The 25,765-nt window shown below is 73.5% G+C and carries 14 protein-coding genes; 9 read left to right on the top strand and 5 right to left on the bottom strand.

All coding sequences use genetic code 11. The features are described from left to right. Nucleotides 1–58 precede the first annotated feature (58 nt). The 6 genes from IE140_RS32370 to IE140_RS32395 all read left to right on the top strand — a co-directional run bounded on the left by IE140_RS32370 (nucleotide 59) and on the right by IE140_RS32395 (nucleotide 10,669). Complete coding sequence (locus tag IE140_RS32370; protein ID WP_150198020.1) at nucleotides 59–1,246, top strand: CDP-glycerol glycerophosphotransferase family protein; 1,188 nt, start codon at nucleotides 59–61, stop codon at nucleotides 1,244–1,246. 40 nt (nucleotides 1,247–1,286) lie between these two features. After that, nucleotides 1,287–2,063, top strand: coding sequence for a methyltransferase domain-containing protein (locus IE140_RS32375; RefSeq protein WP_189460939.1), 777 nt, complete (start codon nucleotides 1,287–1,289; stop codon nucleotides 2,061–2,063). A gap of 26 nt (nucleotides 2,064–2,089) precedes the next feature. Further along, a complete protein-coding gene (locus IE140_RS32380) occupies nucleotides 2,090–2,971 on the top strand; it encodes a TylF/MycF/NovP-related O-methyltransferase (protein WP_189460941.1) in 882 nt (293 codons plus the stop codon). Between the two features lie 218 nt (nucleotides 2,972–3,189). Next, nucleotides 3,190–6,669 carry a bifunctional glycosyltransferase/CDP-glycerol:glycerophosphate glycerophosphotransferase gene (locus IE140_RS32385; RefSeq protein WP_189460943.1) on the top strand — a complete coding sequence of 1,160 codons (3,480 nt, stop codon included), beginning with the start codon at nucleotides 3,190–3,192 and terminating at the stop codon, nucleotides 6,667–6,669. Further along, the gene (locus tag IE140_RS32390; protein WP_189460945.1) at nucleotides 6,666–9,530 is read left to right on the top strand and encodes a bifunctional glycosyltransferase/CDP-glycerol:glycerophosphate glycerophosphotransferase; all 2,865 of its coding nucleotides are present in this window, start codon (nucleotides 6,666–6,668) and stop codon (nucleotides 9,528–9,530) included. Before IE140_RS32385 ends, IE140_RS32390 begins: the two co-directional genes overlap by 4 nt. Beyond that, nucleotides 9,527–10,669 carry a glycosyltransferase gene (locus tag IE140_RS32395; protein ID WP_150196220.1) on the top strand — a complete coding sequence of 381 codons (1,143 nt, stop codon included), beginning with the start codon at nucleotides 9,527–9,529 and terminating at the stop codon, nucleotides 10,667–10,669. Before IE140_RS32390 ends, IE140_RS32395 begins: the two co-directional genes overlap by 4 nt. Before the next feature lie 24 nt (nucleotides 10,670–10,693). On the opposite strand, the gene IE140_RS32400 is transcribed toward IE140_RS32395, so the two are convergent. From IE140_RS32400 to IE140_RS32420, 5 genes are all read right to left on the bottom strand, one after another. After that, nucleotides 10,694–12,925: a bifunctional glycosyltransferase/CDP-glycerol:glycerophosphate glycerophosphotransferase gene (locus IE140_RS32400; RefSeq protein WP_150196219.1), complete on the bottom strand. Its 2,232-nt coding sequence runs from the start codon at nucleotides 12,923–12,925 to the stop codon at nucleotides 10,694–10,696. 204 nt (nucleotides 12,926–13,129) lie between these two features. Then, nucleotides 13,130–14,092, bottom strand: a complete 963-nt coding sequence (locus IE140_RS32405) for a carbohydrate ABC transporter permease (RefSeq protein WP_093436039.1) — start codon at nucleotides 14,090–14,092, stop codon at nucleotides 13,130–13,132. Then, a complete protein-coding gene (locus IE140_RS32410) occupies nucleotides 14,089–15,375 on the bottom strand; it encodes a carbohydrate ABC transporter permease (RefSeq protein WP_150196222.1) in 1,287 nt (428 codons plus the stop codon). The genes IE140_RS32405 and IE140_RS32410 overlap by 4 nt, the downstream gene beginning before the upstream one ends. 100 nt (nucleotides 15,376–15,475) lie before the next feature. Next, a complete protein-coding gene (locus IE140_RS32415) occupies nucleotides 15,476–16,840 on the bottom strand; it encodes an ABC transporter substrate-binding protein (protein WP_150196218.1) in 1,365 nt (454 codons plus the stop codon). A gap of 219 nt (nucleotides 16,841–17,059) precedes the next feature. After that, a complete protein-coding gene (locus IE140_RS32420) occupies nucleotides 17,060–20,860 on the bottom strand; it encodes an FHA domain-containing protein (protein WP_150196217.1) in 3,801 nt (1,266 codons plus the stop codon). 472 nt (nucleotides 20,861–21,332) lie between these two features. Here IE140_RS32420 and IE140_RS32425 point away from each other — a divergent pair, with 472 nt between their 5' ends. From IE140_RS32425 to prfB, 3 genes are all read left to right on the top strand, one after another. Beyond that, nucleotides 21,333–23,027: a serine/threonine-protein kinase gene (locus IE140_RS32425; protein ID WP_150196216.1), complete on the top strand. Its 1,695-nt coding sequence runs from the start codon at nucleotides 21,333–21,335 to the stop codon at nucleotides 23,025–23,027. Nucleotides 23,028–23,209: 182 nt separating this feature from the next. Beyond that, nucleotides 23,210–24,454 carry a serine/threonine-protein kinase gene (locus IE140_RS32430; RefSeq protein WP_109178737.1) on the top strand — a complete coding sequence of 415 codons (1,245 nt, stop codon included), beginning with the start codon at nucleotides 23,210–23,212 and terminating at the stop codon, nucleotides 24,452–24,454. Nucleotides 24,455–24,570: 116 nt separating this feature from the next. Beyond that, a complete protein-coding gene (gene prfB, locus IE140_RS32435; protein WP_032775042.1) occupies nucleotides 24,571–25,677 on the top strand; it encodes a peptide chain release factor 2 in 1,107 nt (368 codons plus the stop codon). The last annotated feature ends 88 nt before the right edge of the window (nucleotides 25,678–25,765 follow it).

The following is a 25,765-nucleotide window of genomic DNA, read 5'->3' on the forward strand; positions in this document are numbered from 1 at the left end:
ACCCGAACGGGTGAACGCGAGCCGTCCGTTCCCCGCCCCGGGATTACGCTCGGCTGCCATGCCCACCCGAGCTTCCGTGAAGCGGTACGTCCGCAGGCAGGTCATGCGGGCCGCCTACCGCACCGACCTCCGCCGCCCGCTCGACCCGAACCTCGCCGTCTACGGCGCGTACTGGAACCGGGGCGTCGCCTGCAACCCGGCCGCCGTCCACGCCAAGGCCCGCGAACTCGCTCCGCACATCAGGGGTGTGTGGGCCGTCTCCTCCCGGCACCGCGACCGGTTGCCCCCGGGCGTGCCGTACGTCATCGAGGGCTCGCGCTCCTACTGGCGGGCGATGGCCACCGCCACCTACCTGGTCAACAACTCCAGCTTCCCCGGCGGTTTCACCAAACGCCCCGGTCAGCGCTACCTCCAGACCCACCACGGCACCCCGCTCAAGACGATGGGCCTGGACCAGCGGGCCTACCCCGAGCTGGCCCGGAAGGCGGACTTCGCCAAGATCCTGGCCCACGTGGGCCAGTGGGACTTCAGCCTGTCCGCCAACCCGCACAGCACCGAGGTGTGGGACCGCGTCTACCCGGGCTCGTACCAGCGGCTCGACCTCGGCTACCCCCGCAACGACGCCCTTTTCACCGCCACCGCCGAGGACATCGCGAAGATCCGCGCCGAACTCGGCATCCGTGCGGACCAGACCGCACTCCTCTACGCCCCGACCCACCGCGACTACCGGGAGGGCTTCGTCCCCGACCTCGACCCGGAGCGCCTGGCTCGCGAACTGGGTCCGGAATACGTGGTGTTGGTGCGCGCCCACTACTTCTACGGCCGGTCCGCCGGACTCGGGAGCGCGCCGGCCGGACGCGTCCTGGACGTCACCGCGCACCCCCGGGTCGAAGAACTCTGCCTGGCCGCCGACGCGTTGATCACCGACTACTCCTCGCTGGCGTTCGACTACGCCTGCCTGGACCGTCCGATCGTGGTTCACGCCCCCGACTGGGACGCCTACCGGACCACGCGCGGCACGTACTTCGACCTGCTCTCCGGCCGGTCCGGCGACACCCCGGGCCCCGTCACCACCACCTCCGACGAGCTGGTCGAGGTGTTCCGTGCGGGGGAGTGGCGCTCGCCCGCGTCGGCCGCGCTGCGCACCGCGTTCCGGGAGCGGTTCTGCCCGTACGACGACGGGCACGCGGCGGAACGGGTCGTACGGCGGTTCTTCGCCGTCCCCTTTGCCCCGCCCAGTCGTTGATTCCGACAGCTCACGCACACCGCCAGGTTGGGAGACGTCCATGCACCGGTCCGCCTACGAGCAGATGGAACTCTGCATCAAGGAGTATCTGCCCGTCGAGGGACCCGCATCCGGTCACGGCGCCTACCGGGTCGTCGACCTCGGGTCGCGGATCTCCGGCAAGCAGACCCGTACCCACCGGGCGCTCCTCGCCCGGCACCCCATCGACTACTTCGGGGTCGACGTCCAGGACGGCCCCAACGTCGACGCGGTGATGGCGAAGCCGTACCGCATCCCCGCGCGCTCCAACAGCGCCGATGTCGTCCTCTCCGGGCAGGCGTTCGAGCACATCCCGTTCTTCTGGGCGTCGATGCTGGAGATCGCCCGCATTCTCAAGCCCGGCGGACACGCGTTCATCACCGCCCCCTCGCGGGGCCACGTCCACGACGCCCAGGACTGCTGGCGCTACTACCCCGACGGATTCCGCGCCCTCGCCGCCCACTCCCGGCTCGAACTGGTCGAGGCCTACACCGACTTCCCGCCGCAGAAGGGGATCTGGCACGACTACCGGGCCATCGACAGGAAGGCCGCCTACTGGGGCGACTCCGTCGGTGTCTTCCGCAAGCCGCGCCGCTACCCCCGCCTGACGATGTTCGTCGTGCGGGAGTCCGCGGTGTGGTGGGCCAACCGGGTCGGCGGCGTGGACGGCGTCCCGCTGCCCCGGCCGGTGGACGGCCGCGACCGGTGCGGCAGGTCCACCGCCGCCCCCGTGCCCGAGCCCGTGTCCGGGCCGGACTCCGCGCCCGCCCCGGCGTCCGCCCCCGGAACCGCGCCGTAATCAATGGCAGGTTGACGAAAAGTGACATGAGCCGCAAACCGCGCGTACTGTCCCGGGGCATGGCTTGGCGCAACGCCGTCAACGGCGTCCTTCAGCAGCTCACCGGATACCAGCTCAGGCGTGTCCCGGTGCCCGCCGCCCGCACCGCCCCCGCCGGTTCCGCCCCGGCCCCGGCCGCCCCGGCGGCGGCCCCCGCACCCGCCCCGAAGCCCAAGGCGAAGAAGTCCGCCCCCGCGTTCCCGGCGGACTACGACGACGAGGCGAAGGACATCATCCGCGCGGTCAAGCCGTACTCGATGACCTCGCCGGAGCGGCTCAACGCCTTCATCCTCGCCACCCGGTACGTCGCCCGGCACGACATCCCCGGCGACATCGTCGAGTGCGGTGTCTGGCGCGGCGGTTCGATGCAGGCGTGCGCCCGGACCCTGCTGTCCCTGGGGGAGACCGAGCGCGACCTCTACCTCTTCGACACGTACGAGGGGATGACCCCGCCCACCGCCGAGGACCTGCGGCGCGACGGCCGGCCGGCCCAGGAACTCCTGGACGCCCAGGGCAAGGACCGGCCGATCTGGGCGGTCGCGTCACTGGAGGACGTCAAGGCCGGCTTCGAGGACGTCCCGTACCCGAAGGAGCGCGTGCACTACGTGCAGGGCCGGGTCGAGGACACCGTCCCCGCGCAGGCCCCGGAGCAGATCTCGATCCTTCGCCTGGACACCGACTGGTACGCCTCCACCAAGCATGAACTGGAGCACCTGTACGACCGGTTGGTCCCCGGTGGCGTCCTGCTGATCGACGACTACGGCTACTGGCAGGGCTCGCGGCAGGCGGTGGACGAATTCCTGGAGAAGACCGGTGAGCGACTCCTCCTGCTCCGGATGGACGAGGGCCGGATCGCCGTCAAGCCCTGACCCGCGTCCTGCGCAGTCGTGCCGAGCCCCGTGCCCTCACCGGTGCGGGGCTCGAACGCGTCACCGGCGCGCCCCCGGGCGCCCGACTCCGCCCCTCCCGTCACTCGAACGGACCCCCTCGGGTGACCGGTGACCACGGCGCGGGTTGTACCCCATGGCCCCCGGCGGGCCCTCCAGGCCCCCCGAAGCCCCATTCCCCGGAAGGATCGTGCGCCGCGATGGCACCCCGTCTCACCGTCGTCGTCCCCCTCTACAACGTCGAGGAGTACCTCGGTGCCTGCCTGACCTCGCTCGCCGAGCAGACCATGCCGGACCTGGAGGTCGTCCTCGTCGACGACGGCTCCACGGACAACGGCCCCGCACTGGCGCAGGAGTTCACCGAACGCGATCCCCGCTTCCGGCTGATCCGGCAGGAGAACGCCGGGCTCGGCGCGGCCCGCAACGCCGGGGTCCGCGAGGCCCACCCCGGTGCGGAGTTCCTGACGTTCGTCGACAGCGACGACGTCGTCCCGCCCGGCGCGTACGCCCGGATGCTCGCCGAACTCGACCGTTCCGGCTCCGACTTCGCCACGGGGAACGTCCTGCGGCTGCGTGCCAACGGGGATCTCGAACAGTCCCCGATGTTCCGCAAACCGATGGAGAAGGCCCGTCCGGCCACCCATGTCACCCGGGACTGGATCCTGCTCGGCGACCGTATCGCCTGCAACAAGGTGTTCCGCCGCACCTTCTGGGACGAGCACGCCTTCGCCTTCCCGACAGGCGTGCTGTACGAGGACATCGCCGTCGTCCTTCCCGCCCACTTCCTGGCCCGCTCGGTCGACGTCGTCGAGGAGCCCGTCTACCACTGGCGCGACCGCGACGGGTCGATCACCACCCGGCGGGCCGTCCCCCGGGGCATCCGTGACCGGGTCACCGCCGTCACCACCGTCAGCCGCTTCCTCGCCGAGCGGTCATCGAAGGAAGGCGCGGCCGACGCCGCCGAGGCCAAGCGCCGCTACGACGCCCACGCCCTCTCCGGCGACCTGTGGCTGTTCATCGAGGCCCTGCCGGACGGCGACGCGGAGTTCCACGAAGCCTTCCTGGAGCACGCCGGCGCGTTCGCCTCCACCGTCGAACCCGGCGTCCTCGCCTCGCTGCCCCTGCATCTGCGGGTCAAGTGGCAGCTCATCCGCGAACGCCGGCTCCCCGAACTCCTCGCCCTCCTCGCCGACGAGAAGAAGGACCGGGACACCTTCCACGTCCGCGGACTGCTCCGCCCCCGCGCCCACCACCCCGCCGTCCGCGACCCGCTGCCACCCGCCGCCACCGCGCTCACCGCCGCCGATCTGCCCGTCCACGCCCACCTCACCGAGGCCGTCTGGCGGGACGGGCTGCTGCATCTGACCGGGTACGCCCATGTGCGCAACGCCCCGGGCGGGGCCCCGCGCCTCGGCTGGCTGCGGGCCGGGAAGCGGCTGGTCCCGTTGCGGCTGCGCCCCGTCGGCGGCGACGAGGCCACCGCCCGGTCCGGCCGCTCCCTGCACCGGTACGACCGTGCCGGGTTCACCGCCGTCGTCGACCCGCGCACGCTCGCCGCGAAAGCGGGCGGCGGCCGTACGACCTGGAAGCTGGAGGCCGTCGTCGTCGGCGCCGGCCGGCCGCGCCGGGGCCCGATGCGGCTCGTCGGCACCCCGGCCCCGCCCGCCGTGACGTACACCGACGAGCGGACCCGTGTAGTCCCCGTCCTGTCCGGCAACAAGCTGGAGCTGCGCACCGAACGCGTCGCCGCCGTCCTGACCGGGCAGTCGGCGGTCGAGGACGCCGTGCGCCTGGAGGTGAAGGTCCTCGGCGACGCCGGGCCCGTCGCCCTCCGGCTCACCGAGTGGCGCACCAAGGAGACCCGGGAGTTCGCCCTGCGCGGCTCGCCCGGCTCCCGGGCGGCGGACATCCCGCTCAGCGCCTTCCGGGGGGAGGACGACATCTGGGGCGTCCAACTCATCGTTGAGGGCAAGCCACTGACCGTCGCCGCCCGGCCCGACGGGCAGGACGGGCGTTACGCCCTGCCCGGCGGGCGCGAGGTCCACGCGGCCCCCAACCCCTCGGGCGACCTCGTCCTCACCGACCGGGCCGTCCAGCCCGTCGTCACCGCCGCCGTCTGGGAACGATCGGGCGAGCTGGTCCTCGAAGGCGCCTTCCCCGAGCGCACGGGCACCGCGCACGAACTCGTCCTGCGCCACAGCGGCCACCAGGAGGAAGCCGTCGTCGCGGTGGACCGGGGAGACGGCGACCACTTCCGGGCCGTGATCGCGCCCGCCGCCGTCGAAGGGCCCGGCGGAGCAATGCCGCTGGCCGAGGGGCGCTGGTACCTCTTCCTGCGGACGCCGGGGGAGCGGGACCCGGAGGTGTACCGGCCGCTCCGGCTCAGCACCCCCCTGCACAGCACCCTGCCCCGGCAACATCATCAGAACCACAGGGACTTCACCCTCCAGCGGCGCTACCACGACCGGCTCGTCCTGGAGTCCGGCAGCGCCCTCCCGGCCGCCGACCGGGGACCGTACGGGCAGCGCGTCCGGCGCGAGCGGTACGCCGTCCTCCGTACCGTCGCCCCGGCCGCCACCCGCCCCGCCGTCCTCTACTCCAGCTTCGACGGCCGCCAGTTCTCCGACTCGCCCCGTGCCATCCACCGCGAACTCGCCGCCAGGGAACCGGACATCGAGCATCTGTGGGTCGTCCGCGACCAGCAGGCGGCCGTGCCCGACGGGGTCCGGCCCGTCGCCCTGCACAGCGCCGAGTGGTACCAGGCGCTGGCCCGCAGCCGGTGGATCGTCACCAACACCCATCTCCCCGAGTGGTTCGAGCGGGCCGAGGGCCAGTGCGTCGTCCAGACCTGGCACGGCACCCCCCTCAAACGCATCGGCCGCGACCTCGCCGGCACCCCGCACGCCGACGCCGCGTACATGGCCTCCATGGAACGCCGGTCCGCCCAGTGGAGCGTGCTCGTCTCGCCGAACAGCTTCTCCACCCCCGTCCTGCGCCGCGCCTTCGGCTACGGCGGCGAGGTCCTGGAGTGCGGCTACCCGCGCAACGACCTGCTGTACGCCTCCGACCGGGCCAAGGTCGCCGCCGCCGTACGCGAACGGCTCGCGATCCCCGAGGGGCGGCGCGTGATCCTCTACGCCCCGACCTGGCGCGAGGACCAGCCCCGGAAGGCGGGGAGGTACGCCCCCGACCTCCACCTCGACCTGGAACACGCCCGCGACGTCCTCGGCGACGACCACGTCCTCCTGGTCCGGCGGCACTACCTCGTCGGCGGCAGCGTCCCCGACACCGACTTCGTGCGGGACGTCTCCCGCCACCCGGACGCCGCCGAACTGCTACTGATCAGCGACGCGTTGGTCACCGACTACTCCTCGATCATGTTCGACTTCGCGCAGACCGGCCGGCCCATGGTCTTCCACACCTACGACCTGGCCCACTACCGCGACACCCTGCGTGGCTTCTGCTTCGACTTCGAGCACCGCGCCCCCGGCCCCCTGATCCCCGACTCCGCCGGGATCGTGGCCGCGCTCCGCGACCCGGACGCGGCCACCGCCGGACACCGGGAGGCGTACGAGCAGTTCCGGGAGGCGTTCTGCGACCTCGACGACGGGACCGCCGCCGCCCGGGTCGTGGACCGGATGCTCAAGAGCGAACGGGCCGTCGAGGGGGAGCAGGCATGAGCGACGTCAGCTGTGTGATCACCGGCGGCGGGGACGGCGAGGGCCCCGGCGGGGCCGACGCCCTGCGCGCCTCCGTGGAGTCCGTCCTCGGCCAGTCGATGCGCGCCGCCGAGGCCCTCGTCGTCCTCGCCTCCGCCGCCGACCCGGCCGTCCGCACCGCCGCCCGCACGCTCGCCGCCCGCGCGCCCGAGCGGGTCCGCCTCGTCCACGCCGACCCGGCCGCCCGCACCACCGGGGCCCTGCGCAACGCGGGGCTCGACGCGGCGGCCGGCCGGTACGTCCTGGTCCTCGGCAGCGGCGAGCGGCTCCAGAAGCACGCCTGCCGCAACCTCTGGCAGGCGGGCGAGACCAGCCGCGCCGACCTGATCGCCGGCCGCTGGAGCCGGATCGCCGACGAGAGCGGCAAGGAGCGGGAGCCGTCCTGGCAGGGGGAGCTCTTCGCCCGCTCCCGCACCCTCTCCCGCTTCACCGAGGCGCCCGAACTCGTCGTCAGGGACGCCCTGGTGACCGGATTCTGTCTGCGTCGCGAGGCCGTCCGGCGGCACGGTCTGCGGTACGAGGAGGACCTGGCGCACGGGGAGATCCTCTTCGGCCCGATCGCCGCCGCGTCGGTCGGCCGGATCGCCCTGGTCCGGCGGCTGATCGTGACCGGCCGTGCCGTCCCCGACCGGGCCCGCGACCTCATCTCCCTGGTCGAGGCCCACCGCCGGGTCGCCAACACGCTCCTCGCCCACGGGCTGCCCGAGCTGCGCGAGGAGCGGGAGAAGGCGTTCCACCGGGATCATCTGGTGCCGCTGGTCCGGTCCTTCCCCGCGCTGCCCGCCGTCCGCCGCGACCGGGTCGCCGCCGCTGCCGCCCGCACCCTGACCGGGCCCGTCCCGCCGGAGCTGCCGCCGCTGGATCGGGTCGCCGTGAGCCTGCTGGGCCGGGGCGATGCCGAAGGGGTCCTCGCGGCGGCCTACGCGCTGAGCCGGCCCGCCACCGTGTGCGCGCCGCTGACGACGGGCGCGGACGGCCGGGTCTGCTGGGGCGGGGAAGGGGAGGAGCCCGTCGCCGACATCACCGAACTCGGCCACCAGTACCGTCGGTTCGGCGAAATGCGGCTGATGAACCGGCTCACCCGCTGCGCCGCCGCGGACGGGGGCCGCCTGCTTCTCGAAGGCCGTCTCGTGCTGCCCGGGCACACCGGACCCGCCCCCGGCGCCCCCCTCACCGCCACTCTGGAGTTCCGGGCCCGGGGCGGGGCGCGCGCCGTCGCGTTCCCGGCCGAGGTGGTCCGGCACGACGGGACCGGGATCACCTGGCGCGCGCGGGCCGACGTCGCGCGCCGCCTGCGCCCCGTCGGCGTCCGTGACACGGCGTGGGACGCGCGGCTGACCGTGGAGGCCGACGGGGTCCGGTCGGTCAGCGATCTGTTCGCCCCGCGGGACCAGGTGGCCGGAGCGGTCCGGTTCGCCGCGCGGCCCCGGCTCGGGCGGCTCGCCGGAGACACCTGGGAGCCCTACATCACCGTCAAGGACCACTTCGCGCTCCGGCTGGCCGCCCGCCGCCGCCCGGCCCGCACCGCGCACCGCCTGATCCGCTACGCCACGCACTTCCGGCCCGCCCGCAAGGCCAAGCTCCTCGTCCGCGCCCTGCGGGGGCGCCTGGACCGCTACCGCTCCCGTGGTTTCAAGGCCCCCGCCTACAACACCTGGCTCACCCGGCTCCCCGTGCGCCGGGGCTCCGTCGTCTTCGAGAGCCACATGGGCACCTGCTACGGCGACAGCCCGCGCGCCCTGTACGAGGAGATCCGCCGCCAGGGCCTGAAGCTCCACGCCACCTGGTCCTACGACCCGTCCCCGGCCGGATTCCCGGACGGCGCCCGCCTCGTACGCCGCTGGTCCTGGCGCTACCTGTGGGCGCTGGCCCGCGCCGAGTACTGGGTCGACAACCAGGGCTTCCCGCAGCATCTGCGCAAGCCCCGGCACACCACGTACCTCCAGACCTGGCACGGCTCCGCGTACAAACGGATGGGCTTCGACGAGACCCGCGTACGGCTCCAGAACGCCCCGCAGCGCGAACGGCTCCGGCAGGCCGTCGACCGCTTCGACCACTTCCTCGTCCGCTCCGAGCACGACGTGAACACCCTCGCCCGCGCCTACCGGCTCCCTGAGGAGCGGCTCCTGCGCACCGGCTACCCGCGCAACGACGCCCTGATCGCGGAGCGCACCCGGGCCGAGACCGAGGGAAGGCTGCCGCGCCCGCCGCTCGCCGGGGAACTCGGTCTCGACGACCACAAGAAGACCGTGCTGTACGCGCCGACGTTCCGGGGCGGCCCCGGAAAGCAGCGCAAGAGCCGACTCCGCCTCGACGTACGGGAGTTCGCCGAGCGGTTCGGCGACACCCACACCCTGCTCGTCCGGGCCCACTACCTGGAGTCGGCCCGGCTGCCGGTCTGCCCGCCCGGCACCGTCGTCGACGTCTCCCGCCACCACGACGTCAGCGAACTCCTCGCCATCACCGACGTGTTGGTGACGGACTACTCCTCCATCATGTTCGACTTCGCCCTCCTCGACCGGCCCGTCGTGCTGTTCGCCCCCGACCTGGAGGCGTACGCGGCCGAGCGCGGCAGCTACTTCGACCTGCGGGAGCAGGCCCCGGGGCCGGTGGCCGCGACGCAGGAGGAGCTGTTCGCCGCCCTCGCGGAACTGAAGAAGTCCGACACCCGGTACGCCGACCAACGCCGGTCCTTCGCAGAGAAGTTCGGCGCCCACGACCGGGGCGACGCGGCCCGCGCCACCGTCGCCGCGGTCTTCGGGACCGCCGCCTCCCGAGGCGTCCGCCACACCACCGACCACGACCGGGGGGCCGGCCGATGAGCCGCGACATCTTCATCGTCTCCAACAGCACCGACGAACTCGGCGGCGTCACCGGGTGGATGCACCAGACCGCCCGCCTCTTCGCCGGCCAGGGCCACCGGGTCCACACCGTCGGCATCCACGCCTCCGACCTCAAGATGACGCTGCCCCGGCAGCCCGACCACCCCGTCACCGCCCTCTACGCCGCACACCCCCCGACGCCCTGGACACCCCACGGCGTCCGTGACCGCTTCCGCATCCCCACCCGGCGCAAGGAGGCGGCCCGGGTCGCCGCCAAGAAGCAGGCCGTCGGGCGGCTCTCGGAGCTCTTCGCCACCGCCCGGCCCGGCGCGGTCGTCATCGTCACCCAGGTCTGGGCGATGGAGTGGGTCGGGGAGGCCGACACCACCGGGCTGCGGGTCATCGGGATGAGCCACGAGTCCTACGACTACTCCCGCGCGAGCCACCGCTACCGCTGGATCAAGAACCACTACAAGGACCTCGACCACTGGCTCGTCCTCACCGAGGAGGACGCCGACCGGTGGGCCGCGGACGGCATGAACAACGTCGGCTTCCTGCCCAACGCCCTCTCCCGGCTCCCGCTCGTGCCCTCCCCCCGCACCGCGAAGACCGTCGCGAGCATCGGCCGGCTCAGCGACCAGAAGGGCATCGACCTGCTCCTGGACAGCTGGGCCCTGGTCGCCCCCGCCCGCCCCGACTGGACGCTCCGCGTGTACGGGGCGGGTGAGGACGAGGCCGCGCTGAAGCAACAGTGCACGGGCCTCGGCCTCGACGGCTCCGTGGAGTGGATGGGCCGCACCGACGACGTGGAGCGGGCCCTCGCCGACGCCTCCGTCTTCGTCCAGTCCTCCCGGGGCGAGGGCTTCCCGCTCGCCCTCCTTGAGGCGATGGCGAGCGGTGTGCCGTGTGCCGCCTTCGACTGCGCGCCCGGGGTCCGCGAGATCGTCCGGGACGGCGAGGACGGGCTCCTCGCCCCCGCCGGTGACGTCGCCGCGCTCGCCGACCGGCTGCTGCGGCTCACCGGCAACCCCCGGCTGCGCGACGCGATGGGCGCGCGGGCCCGCTCCGGCGTCCAGCGGTTCTCCGAGCCGGAGACCCTGCGCCGCTGGGAGGAGCTGTTCGCGTTCCTGGAACGCTGAGCAGGCCTTGCGTACGGGCCGGGGTCAGCCGCCGACGGCCGCCCCGGCCCCGTCCTGCGCGGGCAGCGCCGCAGGCGTCCGGCGGGCCGAGAACGGCACCGGCAGCGGCAGCCCGTCCGCCTCCCCGAGGAAGACCCGCCGCACCACCCGCTCGGCGGCGTACCCGTCGTCGTACGGGCAGAACCGGGCCCGGAACGCGGCGCGCAGCTGCGCCGAGCGGGAGCCCCGCCAGTGGTCCGTGGCGAAGATGTCGAACAACTCGTCCTGGCTCCGGGCGACGACGCCGGGCGGGAACGCCGTGATGTCGAAGTACGTGCCCCGGGCTGCCTCGTACGCCTCGATGTCGTCGAGGTGCAGCACCACCGGCCGGTCCAGGTTGACGTAGTCGAACATCAGCGACGCGTAGTCGGTGAGCAGGGCGTCCGAGGCGAGCGCCAGCGTCTCCACGGACCGGTGGGCGCTCACGTCGATGATCCGCGGATGCGGCGCCCGGCCCCTGCCTCCCGGACCGGCGGTGCGCGGCGCCCGGGCGAGGATCACGAACCGAGGTCCCAGGACCCGGACCAGCCGTTCCAGGTCCAGGGTGGGCCGCTGGACCCGTCGGTAGTCGCGGGGCACCGGGGCGTACAGCAGAGCAGTGGCCCCCTCCGGGATGCCGAGCGTCTCGCGCAGCCGCGCCACATCGGCCGGACCGGTGCGGTGGTAGACGTCGTTGCGCGGTGAGCCGTACTCCAGCGTCGTGTACGCGGACGGGTAGGTCCGTTCCCGTACGAGGGTGGAGTGCGGGTTGGCCGAGAGGGAGAAGTCCCAGGTGTCGACCTGGCGCAGCAGCTCGTCGAAGTCGGTGCCCCGGGCGGCGGCGGGCCGGTCCAGCAGATCGGTGCCCTCGGTCCGCAGCGGTGTGCCCTCGTGCGTCTGGAGCAGGATCTGGCCCCGCCGCTTGACCAGCCCCCGGTCGAAGGACCCGTCGTTGACCAGATACGCCGAGCGGGCCAGGGCGGCCCGGTGGGCGAAGGTGCCGGGCGCCAGATGCCGGGTGCCGGTCGGCACGGTGTGGGCGTCGGCGGGCCGGCAGATCCAGGCCGTCCGCACCCCCGGGACCAGCTCGCGGACCTTCGCCTCGACCGCCGCCGGGCTGCCCGCGTACCCGCTGCCGCCCCGGGTCGTGAACACCGCGTCCCGGGTGCGCAGCGGCAGCCGCAACTGGATCCGGTAGTGCGCCCGCAGGGCCGCGCCCCGCACCGCCCGGCGCAGGGCCGTCGCCCCTTTCCGCAGCCGGCCACCGAGGCGCTGGGCCTCCGACAGGGCCCGGTAGGTGCGCCGCGCGCCGAGGTGCATCAGGCCGTGCCGCAGCAGGGCGCGGCGGGGGGTCGGGGCGCCGGGGGCGTGGTAGCGGCGGCAGGAGGCGGTGGCCCGGCGGAAGAACGCGGCGCGGCTGTGCAGCGGCAGCCGGTCCCGGGAGGCGAACAGCGCCGAGAAGTGGTCCAGCATGCGACGGAACATCACCGGCCGCCACAGGGCGAGTTCGGGGCGGGAGTCGATGAATGCGAAGACCCGGTCGTACTGGTCGAAGACGTCGAAGTGCTTCTCGCTGGTGGTGGAGAGGATGTTGCCGCGCCGCCGCTGCCGGTAGGAGACGCAGACCGCGTCCAGCACCGCGATCGAGTCGGCCGCCATCAGCACCGGGTAGGTCCAGGGGGTGTCCTCGTAGTAGCCGGGCGGGAAGGTGAACCCCTCGGCCTCGATGAACGCGCGGCGGTACGCCTTGTTCCAGACGACCATGAGGAGTCGCAGCAGCTCGGGGCGGTCGGTGAGGCGGAAGCGCTCGGGGCCGCTCTCGTCGAGATGGGCGGCCAGGACGTTGCGGACGCTGCGGCCCGTCCAGTACGTACGGGCGTAGTCGTACATCAGGACGTCGGGCTCGCCGGTCGCGTCGATCCGGTCGGCGATGGTCTGGAGGGCGTCCGGCAGCAGGGTGTCGTCGCCGTCGAGGAAGATCAGGTAGTCGCCGGCCGCCCGGCCCATCCCGGCGTTGCGAGCCGGGCCGAGGCCGATGTTGCGGGGCAGGTGCAGTGCGGTGACGCGGTGGTCCCGGCGGGCGTACTCGTCGGCGATCGGTCCGCAGGCGTCGGGGGAGCAGTCGTCGACCACGACGATCTCGTAGTCCTTGAAGGACTGGGCCAGCACGGAATCCAGACACGCGTGCAGATACGCCTGGACCCGGAATGCGGGCACGATGACGGAGAACCGGGGCACTACACATCCATGGGTCGATCGTTCGCGGAAATCCAGGCAGAGCGCAAACGTCGGATGGAATGACAGGGTTACGCCGGACGTGGCAATCGGGGGACGAGAACGCCGAAGCGGCCCGGTTCCGGGGAACCGGGCCGCTTGGCGTTGACGCACAGCCGTACGTTTCCGGCGGTGCGCCCCCGAGGGCGTACAGCCGCGCGTTACGGGCTACTTGACCGCGCCCGCCATCACGCCGGAGACGAACTGCCGCTGGAAGGCGAAGAACACCGCCAGCGGGATCACCATCGACACGAACGCGCCGGGCGCGAGCACATCGATGTTGTTGCCGAACTGGCGTACCTGCTGCTGGAGCGCCACGGTGATCGGCGGCGACTCGGAGTCCGCGAAGATCAGCGCGACCAGCATGTCGTTCCACACCCACAGGAACTGGAAGATCCCGAGCGAGGCGATCGCCGGACCGCCCAGCGGCATCACGACCCGGGTGAAGAGCCGGATCTCGCCCGCCCCGTCGAGCCGGGCGGCCTCCAGCAGTTCGCGGGGGATCTCCGCGAAGAAGTTCCGCAGCAGGAAGATCGCGAACGGCAGGCCGAACGCGGTGTGGAACAGCACCACCCCGAGCGTCGTCTCGAAGATCCCGATGGTGCCGAACAGTTCGGAGACCGGGATCAGCGCGACCTGAACCGGCACCACGAGCAACCCGACGACCAGCAGGAACAGCCAGTCCCGGCCGGGGAACTCCATCCAGGCGAAGGCGTATCCGGCGAACGAGCCGATCAGCACGACCAGCACCGTGGACGGCACGGTGATCATGATGGTGGAGCCGAGCGAGCCGGTGATCGTCGAATTGTCGAGCAGCCGCTGGTAGTTCTCGAAGGTCAGCTCGGACGGGGCGGTGAAGATCTTCCACCAGCCGGTCGCCGCGATGTCCTGCGGACCGCGCAGCGAGGACAGCAGCAGACCGATCGTGGGCATCAGCCAGAACAGGGCGACCAGGATGAGGAAGACCCGCATCACCCCGCCGCCCGCGCGGGCGGCGATCCTGGCCCCGAGGGACTGCTCGGCCTTCGGCGCTTCGGGGGCGCCGCCCGCCTTCCGGGTGACCGCCTTCTGGCGGCCGATGCGGGCGGTGTTCACGTCCGGTGCGCTGTTCCTCTCCGGTGCGCTGCTCATCGCCGTCCCTCCTTCCGGATCCGGCGGATGTTGACCAGCATCACCGGGATCACCAGCAGCAGCAGAAGCACCGCGATCGCGCTGCCGATCCCCAGGTCCGCGTCCGTGCCGAACGAGGACCGGTACAGCTGGAGCGCCAGGACGTTCGCGTCGTCCTGGGACGAGCCCGGCGCGATGATGAACACCAGGTCGAAGACCTTCAGCACGTTGATCATCAGCGTCACCAGGACCACCGCGAGCACCGGCGCCAGCATCGGCACCGTGATCCGGCGGAACACCTGCCACTCGTTGGCCCCGTCCACCCGGGCCGCCTCCAGCAGCTCGCGCGGCAGACCGGCGAGACCGGCCGCGATCAGGACCATCGCGAACCCGGCCCACATCCACACGTAACTGCCGATGATCCCGGGCGTCACGAGGGACGGGCCGAGCCAGTCGACGCCGTTGTACGGCTCGCGGAAGTTGTCGGCGGGCAGGCGCAGTTGGGCCCCGTCCGCCGAGGCGGGCAGGGTGAACACCCCGTCCGCTCCCGCTGTCGCGGTGGCGACGACCTCGCCGTCCTTCACCGCCTCGACCTTCAGGCCCTTCAGCCCCAGCTCCTTCGGGTCGACGACGTTCGGTTTCCCGCCGCCGCCCCGGGTGAAGTCCAGCCATGCGGTACCGGAGATCTCGTCCCCGGAGGCCGCGGGAGAGCCATCGGCCGGCCGTGCGTCGCCCGGCATCTTCGCCGGGGCCACACCGACGAGCGGCACCCGCAGCGGCTGGCCTGCCCGGATCGGCTCCTTGGAGAGGTACGTCCCGCCGGCCGCCTTCTCCAGCGGGTGCACCGGCAGCGGGCGGGCCTTCGGGAAACCGGCGGACTCGTTGAACGTGTCGTGCACGCTCACCGCCACCGCGTTGGCGACCCCGCGTTCGGGAGCCTGGTCGTACACCAGCCGGAAGATGATGCCCGCCGCCAGCATCGAGATCGCCATCGGCATGAAGACGATCAGCTTGAACGCGGTGCCCCAGCGGATCCGTTCGGTCAGCACCGCGAAGATCAGCCCCAGCGCGGTGGCGACCGTCGGGGCGAGGACCACCCAGATCGCGTTGTTCTTCACCGCCGTGAGGATCGTGTCGTCGGTGAACAGAGCGGTGTAGTTGTCGAACCCGGCGAAGCCCGTACCGGCCTGGTCGAAGAACGACCGGTAGACCGAATACCCGATCGGGTAGAGCACCAGCGCACCGAGCAGCACCAGCGCGGGCAGCAGGAACACCGCCGCGACGACCCTGCGGGTACCGGTCACGCTGTGGCCGGGCTTCTTCGGGTCGGGGGACGGGCTCGGACTCGTGTCGTCGGCGGGGGGCGCCGCACCGGCGCCCCCCGCGGTCGCTGTCGTCACGGCGTCAGCTCTTGTACGCCTTGACCGCTTCGGACTCCAGCTCTTTCTGGGTCCCCGCGATGTCCTTCGGGTTCTTCAGGAAGTCCTGGAGGATCTTCCACTCGCCCGCCCCGGGCGTCCCGCCGAACGACTGCGGGGCCTGGTCGGACATGTCGAACCGGACGTCGTCACCCGCGTCGATCAGCGCCTGCGCCATCGTGCGCTGCACCTCGTTCGGGTACGCCTTCAGGTCCAGGCCCTTGTTCGGGGAGATGAACCCGCCCGCCTCGGCCCAGATCTTCGCCGCGTCCGCCGACGCCAGCCAGGTCAGCAGCGCCTGCGCGCCCTTGCTGTCCTTCAGCGCCACCGCGGCGTCGCCGCCGGTCACCACGGGGGAGTCCGCGCCGACCGCCGGGAACGGGAACACCTTGGCGTCCGTACCGATCTTCGCCTCGGTCTGCGCGATGTTGACGGCGACGAAGTCACCTTCGAAGACCATCGCACCCTTGGGCTGGTCGCCCCCGGTGAAGGTCTGCGTCACCGAGGCCGGGAACTCCGTCTGGAGTGCCCCGTCGGCACCGCCCGCGATCAGCTCCGGCTTCCCGAACAACTCGGCCAGGGTGGTCAGCGCGTCCTTCACGGACGGGTCGGTCCACGGGATCTCGTGCTTCGCCAGCTGGTCGTACTTCTCCGGGCCCGCCTGCGAGAGGTAGACGTTCTCGAACCAGTCGGTCAGCGTCCAGCCGTCCGCACCGCCCACCGAGACCGGGGTGACACCGGAGGCGGAGACGGTCTCCGCGGTCGTCAGGAAGTCCTTCCAGGTCTTCGGCTCGCTCGCCCCCGCGTTGTCGAACGCGGCGGCGTTGTACCAGATCAGGGACTTGTTGGCGGCCTTGAAATACACCCCGTACTGGGTGCCGTCGACCGTGCCGAGGTCCTGCCAGACCTTGGCGTAGTTCTTGTCGAGCTGGGCCTTCGCTTCGGCGCCGACCGGCTTGGCCCACTTCTTCGCGGCCGCCTGCTGGACCGCGCCGACCTGCGGGATCATCGCCACGTCCGGCGGCTGCTTGCCCGCGATCTTGGTGCCCAGGAAGTTGATGATCGGGTCCTGCGCCGGGACGAACGTGACGTCCGCGCCCGTACGCTTCTCGAACTCGTCCAGCACCTTGGTGAAGTTGGCCTGTTCGGGCCCGGTCCAGACCGCGGCGACGGAGACCTTCTCCCCGTCCAGCTTCGGCAGGTCGACCGTGGACGCGCTGTCCGCGCCCTTGCCGGAGTCTTCGCCCGACTTCTTCTTGCCGTCGCCGTCGCCCCCGCAGCCGGTGAGCGCCAGAGCGCCGACCGCCGCGAACACGACGGCGGCCCTGCGTATCGAGAAGGTTGTGCGCATTCCTGCCCCGTTTCTTCCCTGCGCGCCCGGCCACGTCGCATGCCCGGACCACGTCGTCCGTGCGCACAGTCCTACGCCCGGCGCACGGGCCCCGCAATACCGCCGGAGGGCCCAACAGGCTGATCGTGATCGCCTCGTGACGTCATGTCAGGGCATGTCGGAAGCGAGGCCGGGCAGGGGTAGGAGCGGCTCCCTCCCCGAGGTCGGCTCCGATCGGTGTCAGGTGGTGAACGGCACCAGCGCGGGCAGCCGTTCGGCATTCACCGAGCGGGCCGCGCGCTCCAGCGCGCTGGCGAGCAGCGCGAGGTCGGTCGGCCCGTTGCCCAGCTCCCGGACCGGACGCCGGGTCGGCGGATCGCCCATCCGCTCCCACTCCAGCGGGACGACCGTCGGCCGCAGCGTCGCCGTACGCGGGATGCGGCCGGTGACCCTGCCGCCCTGGAACGGCGTCACCCGGCCGTCCGGATGCCCCAGCCTGCCCCGGCCGGGGGCCGGTTCGTCCGGGGACGGCGGCAGCACCGGGGCGTCCAGCACGATGCGCAGCCGGGCCCCCCGGGCCAGCTCGGTGTCCTCGGTGCGGTCGGGGCGCGCGGAGGTGGCGACCAGATGCACCCCGAGCCGTCCGCCGTCCCGGGCCACGGCCTCCAGCGCCCGCACCACCGACCCGGCGGCGGGCCGGCCGGGGGAGCCGAGCGCCGGGGCGACCAGCGCGTCGAAGTCGTCGGCGAGGACGACGAGGCGGGGCAGCGGGGACGGGCCCGGATCCGCGGACCGGGCGGCGGCCGGGCGCAGCCGCAGGGTGCCGCTGGCCGGGGAGTCCAGATCGCCCCGGCGCTCGGCACCGCTCGGCGGCCGCTGGCCCACGACACGGGGGGCGGGCCCCCGCTGGGCATCCTGCTGCCCGTACCGCTCGTGCCAGGCCGCGAAGTCCAGCTCGCCGAGCAGCTCGGCGCGCCGCTTCAGCTCACCGCCCAGGGCCTGCGCGAACTCCCGCATCCGGACCGGGTCGGACGCCACGAGGTGGGTGAAGACATGCGGCAGCTCCGTACAGGGGAGCAGGCCTTCGCCGCGCTCGCCCTGTTCGCCGCCGGATCCGTCGACGAGGAGGATGCCGAGCCGGTCGGGCCGGGCCGCGGAGGCGAGCGAGGCGGCGACGGCCCGGAGCAGTTCCGTGCGGCCGCTGCCCGGGGGCCCCTCGATCAGCAGATGCGGGCCCTCGTCGGCGAGGTCGACGCTGAGGGGGCCCCGGGGGCCGGCCCCGAGCACGAGGACGGGCCGGCCGGCGTGGACGGTGGCGTCGCCCCGCTCCCTGGCATCGACGCCCGCATCGGACCCGGAGGCGTTCCCGGAGCCGTTCCCTGCGCCGCGCCCCGGCCCGGAGCGCTGGGCGCCCAGGTGGGGCGTGCGCTCGGAGTCGCGGGAGTCCAGCGGTGGGTACGGGGTGCGGCCCGAGTCGCGGGAGTCCAGCGGTGGGTACGGGGTGCGGCCCGAGTCGCGGGAGTCCAGCGGTGGATACGGCGTACGGCCGGAATCCCTGGAGTCCAGCGGCGGGTACGGCGTGCGGTCCGGGTCGGGGGCGCCTGCGGCCGGGTACGGCGTGCGGCCGGAGTCGTGGTGCGGGGAGGCCGCCGTGCGCTGGGGGCCGACGCGCGGGCCCGCGCTGAGGGTGCGCCCGGAGTTGGGGCTGTCCAGGTCGGCGCGCGGCGATGGCGCGGCGGCCGCCCGGGGTGCCGAAGCGCCCGGCTGGGCCTCCGCCGTGGACGCCCAGCGGGCCATCAGCGACGCCGGAGTGGCGCGGGCCAGCCCCAGCTCGTCCAGCAGCCGGGCGGACGGCGGCAGCGCCGCGGTCGTCGGGCGGCCCGCCAGCGCGGCCGAGCCCTCCTCGCGCAGGGGTGCGAGTGCCCGCCCGAACCGCTCGGCCCAGGCCGCCGACACCGCGTCCACCGCGGCCACCGTCCCGTGCCCCGCGGCCTGTCCGCCCGCCGTGCGCAGCAGGCGCAACGCCGTGGCGACGTCGCCGCTCAGCATCGCGACGGCCCCGCACTCCCGGAAGGCGATGGAGCCGCGGCAGGCGGCCTCGTACGTCGCGGCCACCGGCGAGGTGGGGGAGGCGGCCGGGGTCTCGGCCAGGCAGATCAGATGGATCCCGGCCGCCGCGCCCGCCCCGGCCAGCCGCGCCGTGGTCTCGCGCAGGAACGCCGTACCCGGGTCGCCGTCCAGGACGACCACCGTGTGCGGGCCCGTGTGGGCGCGGGCCGCCTCGGCCACCGCGGCCCGGTCCAGATGCGGCCAGCCGGGACCGAGGGGCCCCTCGTCGAGGCGGCGCACCAGCTCGGCCGCACGGGCCTCGGCCTGCTCACGGTCGTACGCGAGGAGCAGCCGGCAGTCCTGCCCGTGCGTCGGTCGCAGATGCGGCAGCCACCCCAGCCAGGACCACTCGCGGCGCCGTTCCTCCAGCGTGCGGGACCGGTCCGTGGAGATCAGGACGATCTCCAGGTCGAACGGGGAGTGCAGCGCGGCGAGCTGTGCCACCGTCGCGCGGGCCAGACCCGCCAGCCGGGCGCGCGGACCGGCGAGCCCGAGCGAACCGGCCTCCCGCAGCCCCACGGTCACCGGCACGGCGGGCACCTCGGCCCGGTCGGTCGTGCCGAGCCGCACCACCAGGGCCTCCGGGTGGTCCGGGTGGCGCTCCCAGAGCCGGGGCCCCGGACCGAGCGCGGTCAGCAGCACGGCCGCGGGGTCCGGCCAGGTGCCCTCGGGGGCGGAGGGCAGCGCGGAGAAGGGGGAACCTGGTGAGGCCGGTGAGGCGAGGTGCCCGGCCCCCGACGGCCCGCCGACCGAAGACGCGGACCCGCCCGGGACGCCGGAGAAGCCCGCGCCGGAGCCGTGCCCGCCGGAGCTCCGTGACCCGGAGTCGTCGGCGCCGGTTCCGTACGGCGCTCCGTACGCCGCCGGGGCGCCCGGAGCGGCCGGAGTGCGGGCGGGCCCGTACGCGTCGGCCCGCTCGCCGACCCCGGCTCCGGCCGCCGGGCGCGCTGCCTGCTCGCCCTTCGCGCCGCCCGTGAGCCGTCTCGCCCAGGCGCCTATACCGCGCCGGGGCGCCGGAGCCTCGGCGAACTCCTCGCCGCGGGCGTGGGTGCCGCCGCCCGCGTACGCGCCGCCGGGACCGGCCTCGGCGTGCTCCGGCCAGGAGGCCGCCTCGTCGAAGGACGGCTCCGCCTCCCCGTACGCCCCGGAGGGCCCCGCGGAGGCGAACGGGGAGGCGGCGGGCGCGCCGTACGCGTGGCCGGGGCCCTGGCCGCCGTGGTCGGCGGAGGTGCGTGCGGCGGCGGGCGCGCCCGTGCCCCGGCCCGGGGCGGCGGCCCCCGTCTCGGCGCGGGTCACCCGCAGGTGCCCCTCGCCGTCCGGGGCGGTCGGCAGCGTCGTCGGACGGGAGCCCGAGGTGAGGCGGAGCGTGGACTCGCCGAGCCGCAGCAGCGCGCCGGGGGTGAGGCGGACCGGCCGCTCACGCACCTCCACGCCGTCCAGCGAGGTGCCGTTCGTCGAACCGAGGTCGGCGACCGAGACCCGGCCGTCGTCGGAGACCGACACCGCGCAGTGCAGCCGGGAGACGTCCGGGTCGTCGAGCGGGACGTCCGCGTCGGCGGAGCGGCCGATCCGGATCTGCCCGCCGTGCAGCAGATGGACACCGCCCGCGTCGGGGCCCGCGACCACATGGAGCTGGGCCGGAACGACGTCGTCCGTCGCCTCGTCGTCGCCGGGGACCTGGAGCGAGAGGACCGCGCCGTCCACCAGGGGCGGTTCACCCAGCGCGATGCGGTGGCCGTCCAGCCGCTCCCGCCCGGCGAAGAGCACGACCGCCCCGCCGCCCTGGGAGCTCTCGGGCCCCGACACGGCGGCGGCCAGCTGCGAGGCCACGGCGGCCAGCGCCGTCCCGGCGGGTGCGGTCACGAGCACGTCGCAGGTGCGCGCCGGGGTCTGGCCGCTGCGCGGCGCGAGGACGGTCAGCCGGATCTGCATCGCCGTCAGCGGTCCCTTCTGCGCGGGGTGCCCGGCCGGGGAAACGCCCTGTGATTCCCCCCACCCGGCACGGACACGTCGTCCGTACAGGTCGTCACGGACCGTGGAACTCCGAGCCCACAGATCCGTGCTGGAGGCATCCTCGCACCTGCCACTGACAACACGCCCGGCGGTCACCTTTAAATGATCTTGAATGGTCGGCTGTGGGCGCAAAAGTGCCTGCTTGCGTCCGGATCCCGTCGCTCGGGGTGGTTTCCCGGGAGTTGTCCGCCGCACACCGGGTGGAAACCCGCACCGGATCACCGAACGTCTGACCGGCCTGTGATCAGCTGTCCGGCAACCTTCCGCCGGGTCTCCGCGTCTTCCCTCGAAACGCGAGCCCCCGGTGCCCCGTTCGGCGGCATTACAGTGGGCCGGAACATTCGGGCGGGCCGGGGGGACCGCAAGCCACGATCAGCAGGGAGCGCATGACGTGCGGCCGGTAGGCAGCAAGTACCTGCTCGAGGAGCCGCTCGGGCGCGGCGCCACGGGCACCGTCTGGCGAGCCCGCCAGCGGGAGACCGCGGGCGCCGAGGCAGCCGTCGCGGGTCAGCCCGGCGAGACCGTGGCCATCAAGGTCCTCAAGGAGGAGCTGGCCAACGACGCCGACGTGGTGATGCGGTTCCTGCGGGAGCGCTCCGTCCTGCTGCGGCTCACGCACCCGAACATCGTGCGCACCCGGGACCTCGTCGTCGAGGGCGATCTCCTCGCCCTGGTCATGGACCTGATCGACGGCCCCGACCTGCACCGCTACCTCCGCGAGAACGGCCCGCTCACCCCGGTCGCCGCCGCCCTGCTCACCGCGCAGATCGCGGACGCGCTCGCCGCCAGCCACGCCGACGGCGTCGTCCACCGCGACCTCAAGCCCGCCAACGTGCTCCTCGACGAGCGCGACGGCGGCATGACCCCGATGCTCACCGACTTCGGCATCGCGCGCCTGGCCGACTCCCCGGGCCTGACCCGGACCCACGAGTTCGTCGGCACGCCCGCCTATGTGGCGCCGGAGTCCGCCGAGGGCCGCCCGCAGACCTCCGCCGTCGACGTCTACGGCGCGGGCATCCTGCTGTACGAGCTGGTCACCGGCCGTCCGCCGTTCGCCGGGGGCACCGCACTCGAAGTCCTGCACCGGCACCTCAGCGAGGAGCCCCGCCGGCCCTCCACCGTCCCCGGACCGCTGTGGACGGTCATAGAGCGCTGTCTGAGCAAGGACCCGGACCGCCGGCCCAGCGCCGAGAACCTGGCCCGCGGTCTGCGTACGGTCGCCCCGGGCATCGGAGTCCACGCGAACTCCGCCCAGATCGCCGCCGCCGAAGGGGTGGGCGCCCTGCTCGCTCCCGACCCGGCGCCCACGGCCGTCCCGGAGACCCCGGGCGCGGCCGACCCCACGCAGGTGCTGCCGGGCAACGCGGGCTCCTACGACCCCGCGGCGGCCACCAGCGTGCTCCCGCAGACCGGCCCCGGGGGCCAGGGCGGCCCCGGTCAGGGGCCCGGTGGCCACGCCGACCCGACCGCCGTCATGCCGCCCGTGCCGCAGCGCCCCGACGGGCCGCCGCAGCCGGACGGACCGCACCCCTGGCAGTCGCAGCTCCAGGCGGCCCGCGACCGCAACGAGCAGACCCAGGTGCAGTACCTGGACCCGAGCCAGGACCCGCTGCGCCGCCGCCCCCAGCGCCAGCAGCCGCCGCAGCAGCCTCCCCAGCGGCAGCAGCAGCCGGCGCAGCGCAGGCAGCAGCCGCTCCAGCAGCAGTACCCGTACCAACAGCAGCAACAGCAGCAACAGCAGCCGCAGCGCTACCAGCAGCCGCAGCAGCCCCAGCGGCAGCAGTACGCGCCCCCGCAGCCGCAGCAGCCCCAGCAGCCGGCCGCCCGACCGCCGCGCGAGCCGCGTCCGCCGCGGCAGCGCAGCGCCAACCCGATGCGCATCCCGGGGCTCGGCTGCCTCAAGGGCTGCCTGTTCACCCTGGTCCTCCTGATCGTCGCCGGCTGGCTGATCTGGGAGCTGACCCCGCTCCAGGACTGGGTGGCCCAGGGCAAGGGCTACTGGGAAGCGATCGGCGACGCGGTCGGTACGGTCACCGACTGGTTCTCCAAGCTCGGTGACAGCGCCGAAGGCTCGGGCGGGGCCTGAACCGTCGGCGGGGCCCCGACCGGTCGGGGCCCCAGGACCTGCAACGCTGTCTCTTTGTCGACTTCTCCGGGCCCATTCCGCCCGGAGAAGTGAAGGTCGGTGCCATCCTGGGCGCGTGACACCCCGAACGCCGCGTAACTTTGTCGACCGGGGGTCCACCGCCAGCCGCTGAGGGAGCAGTCTTGGCACGGAATATCGGCAGCCGGTACACGGCCCACCAGATCCTGGGGCGCGGCAGCGCCGGCACGGTATGGCTCGGCGAAGGGCCCGAGGGCCCGGTCGCCATCAAGCTGCTCCGTGAGGACCTCGCGTCCGACCAGGAGCTCGTGGGCCGCTTCGTGCAGGAGCGCACCGCCCTGCTCGGACTTGACCACCCGCACGTGGTCGCCGTCCGGGACCTCGTCGTGGACGGCAACGACCTCGCCCTGGTCATGACGCTCGTACGCGGAACCGACCTGCGTACCCGCCTGGACCGCGAGCGCCGCCTCGCCCCCGAGGCCGCCGTCGCGATCATCGCGGACGTCGCCGACGGACTGGCCGCCGCGCACAAGGCCCAGATCGTCCACCGGGACGTCAAGCCGGAGAACATCCTGCTCGACATGGAGGGCCCGCTCGGCCCCGGCGGTGCCCACCCCGCCCTGCTCACCGACTTCGGCGTCGCCAAGCTGATCGACACCCCGCGCCGCACCAAGGCCACGAAGATCATCGGTACGCCGGACTATCTGGCCCCCGAGATCGTCGAGGGCCTCCCGCCGCGCGCCGCCGTCGACATCTACGCCCTGGCGACCGTGCTGTACGAGCTGCTCGCCGGGTTCACGCCCTTCGGCGGCGGCCACCCCGGCGCGGTCCTGCGCCGCCATGTCACCGAGACCGTCGTCCCGCTGCCCGGCATCCCCGAGGAGCTCTGGCAGCTCCTGGTCCAGTGCCTGGCCAAGGCCCCCGCCTCCCGGCTGCGCGCCTCGGAGCTGGCCGTACGGCTGCGCGACCTGCTGCCCCTGCTGGCGGGGATACCGCCGCTGGAGGTGGACGAGCCGGGCCCGGAGGAGAGCGAGCAGGCCCCGGCCTACGACGAGCAGCAGTACACCCCGGCCGCCGACGAGCCCCGCCGCCGCGGCGCGGTCCCGCTGGTGCCCGGCTCCGCCCCCGACTCCAACCGGGACACCCACACGAGCATGCGCGTCCCGGCCCCGGACGAGCTGGCGGGCGGCCCCCTCGGCACGGCCCGCGCGCCCCGCGCCCCGGGCCGGCCCCGGCCCGGCTCCGCCCGGAACAAGGCGGCGTCCGTCCGCAAGCGCCGCATCACGCTGGGTGCCGCCGCCGTGCTCCTCTGTGCGGCCGTCGCGGTCGGCGGGTGGCTGGCCACCGGGGGCGGCGACGAGGGCGGGACGCCCCAGGACAGCGAGAACTCGGCCCCGGCGAGCCCGTGAGCGCACGGTGAGCGCGGTGCGGGCGCACCCCTGCCCCGGGCCGGATTCCTGGCCGGATCCCGGGCCGGTTCCCGGGTGAGGGCAAGCTTCACCCGCCCAGCCGTTACGCTGGACCCGTGGCAGTCGTCGATATTTCCGAAGAGCTGAAGTCCCTCTCCTCGACCATGGGGTCGATCGAGGCCGTCCTGGACCTGGATGCGCTGAGGGCGGACATCGCCGCGCTCGAGGAGCAGGCAGCGGCGCCGTCCCTGTGGGACGACCCGGACGCGGCCCAGAAGATCACCAGCAAGCTTTCGCACCTCCAGGCCGAGGTCCGCAAGGCCGAGGCCCTGCGCGGCCGCATCGACGACCTCGAAGTCCTCTTCGAGCTCGCCGAGGCCGAGGGTGACGCCGACGCCCGGGCGGAGGCCGAGGCCGAGCTGGAGTCGGTGAAGAAGGCGCTGGACGAGATGGAGGTCCGCACGCTCCTCTCCGGCGAGTACGACGCGCGCGAGGCCCTGGTGACCATCCGCGCCGAGGCCGGTGGCGTCGACGCCGCGGACTTCGCGGAGAAGCTCCAGCGCATGTACCTCCGCTGGGCCGAGCAGCACAACTACAAGACCGAGGTCTACGAGACCGCGTACGCCGAAGAGGCCGGCATCAAGTCGACCACCTTCGCCGTCCAGGTTCCGTACGCCTACGGCACCCTCTCCGTCGAGCAGGGCACCCACCGGCTGGTCCGGATCTCGCCCTTCGACAACCAGGGCCGCCGTCAGACGTCCTTCGCGGGCGTCGAGGTGCTCCCGGTCGTCGAGCAGACGGACCACATCGAGATCGACGAGTCCGAGCTGCGCGTGGACGTGTACCGCTCCTCGGGCCCCGGCGGACAGGGCGTCAACACCACGGACTCCGCGGTCCGTCTGACCCACCTGCCCACCGGCATCGTCGTCTCCTGCCAGAACGAGCGCTCGCAGATCCAGAACAAGGCGTCCGCGATGAACGTCCTCCAGGCCAAGCTCCTCGAGCGCCGCCGCCAGGAGGAGCAGGCCAAGATGAACGCGCTCAAGGGCGACGGCGGCAACTCCTGGGGCAACCAGATGCGTTCGTACGTCCTCCACCCGTACCAGATGGTCAAGGACCTGCGTACGGAGTTCGAGATGGGCAACCCCGAAGCGGTCTTCAACGGCGAGATCGACGGCTTCGTCGAGGCGGGTATCCGCTGGCGCAAGCAGCGGGAGAAGTAGCTTCAGCGGTACGGAGGTTGGGCCCGGACGGGGAACCGTCCGGGCCCTCCTGCGTTGGGGAGGATCTGTGCCCGATACGTCACAGTCA

Origin of the sequence: Streptomyces parvus (assembly GCF_014648875.1) — a bacterium.
Taxonomy (GTDB): Bacteria; Actinomycetota; Actinomycetes; order Streptomycetales; family Streptomycetaceae; genus Streptomyces; species Streptomyces parvus.

What these genes read in the sequence shown, in the direction of transcription:
- IE140_RS32420 (WP_150196217.1), bottom strand. Translation starts at nt 20,860, where the DNA reads ATGCAGATCCGGCTGACCGTCCTCGCGCCGCGCAGCGGCCAGACCCCG.
- IE140_RS32405 (WP_093436039.1), bottom strand. Translation starts at nt 14,092, where the DNA reads ATGAGCAGCGCACCGGAGAGGAACAGCGCACCGGACGTGAACACCGCC.
- IE140_RS32415 (WP_150196218.1), bottom strand. Translation starts at nt 16,840, where the DNA reads ATGCGCACAACCTTCTCGATACGCAGGGCCGCCGTCGTGTTCGCGGCG.
- IE140_RS32395 (WP_150196220.1), top strand. Translation starts at nt 9,527, where the DNA reads ATGAGCCGCGACATCTTCATCGTCTCCAACAGCACCGACGAACTCGGC.
- IE140_RS32375 (WP_189460939.1), top strand. Translation starts at nt 1,287, where the DNA reads ATGCACCGGTCCGCCTACGAGCAGATGGAACTCTGCATCAAGGAGTAT.
- IE140_RS32385 (WP_189460943.1), top strand. Translation starts at nt 3,190, where the DNA reads ATGGCACCCCGTCTCACCGTCGTCGTCCCCCTCTACAACGTCGAGGAG.
- IE140_RS32390 (WP_189460945.1), top strand. Translation starts at nt 6,666, where the DNA reads ATGAGCGACGTCAGCTGTGTGATCACCGGCGGCGGGGACGGCGAGGGC.
- IE140_RS32370 (WP_150198020.1), top strand. Translation starts at nt 59, where the DNA reads ATGCCCACCCGAGCTTCCGTGAAGCGGTACGTCCGCAGGCAGGTCATG.
- IE140_RS32380 (WP_189460941.1), top strand. Translation starts at nt 2,090, where the DNA reads ATGAGCCGCAAACCGCGCGTACTGTCCCGGGGCATGGCTTGGCGCAAC.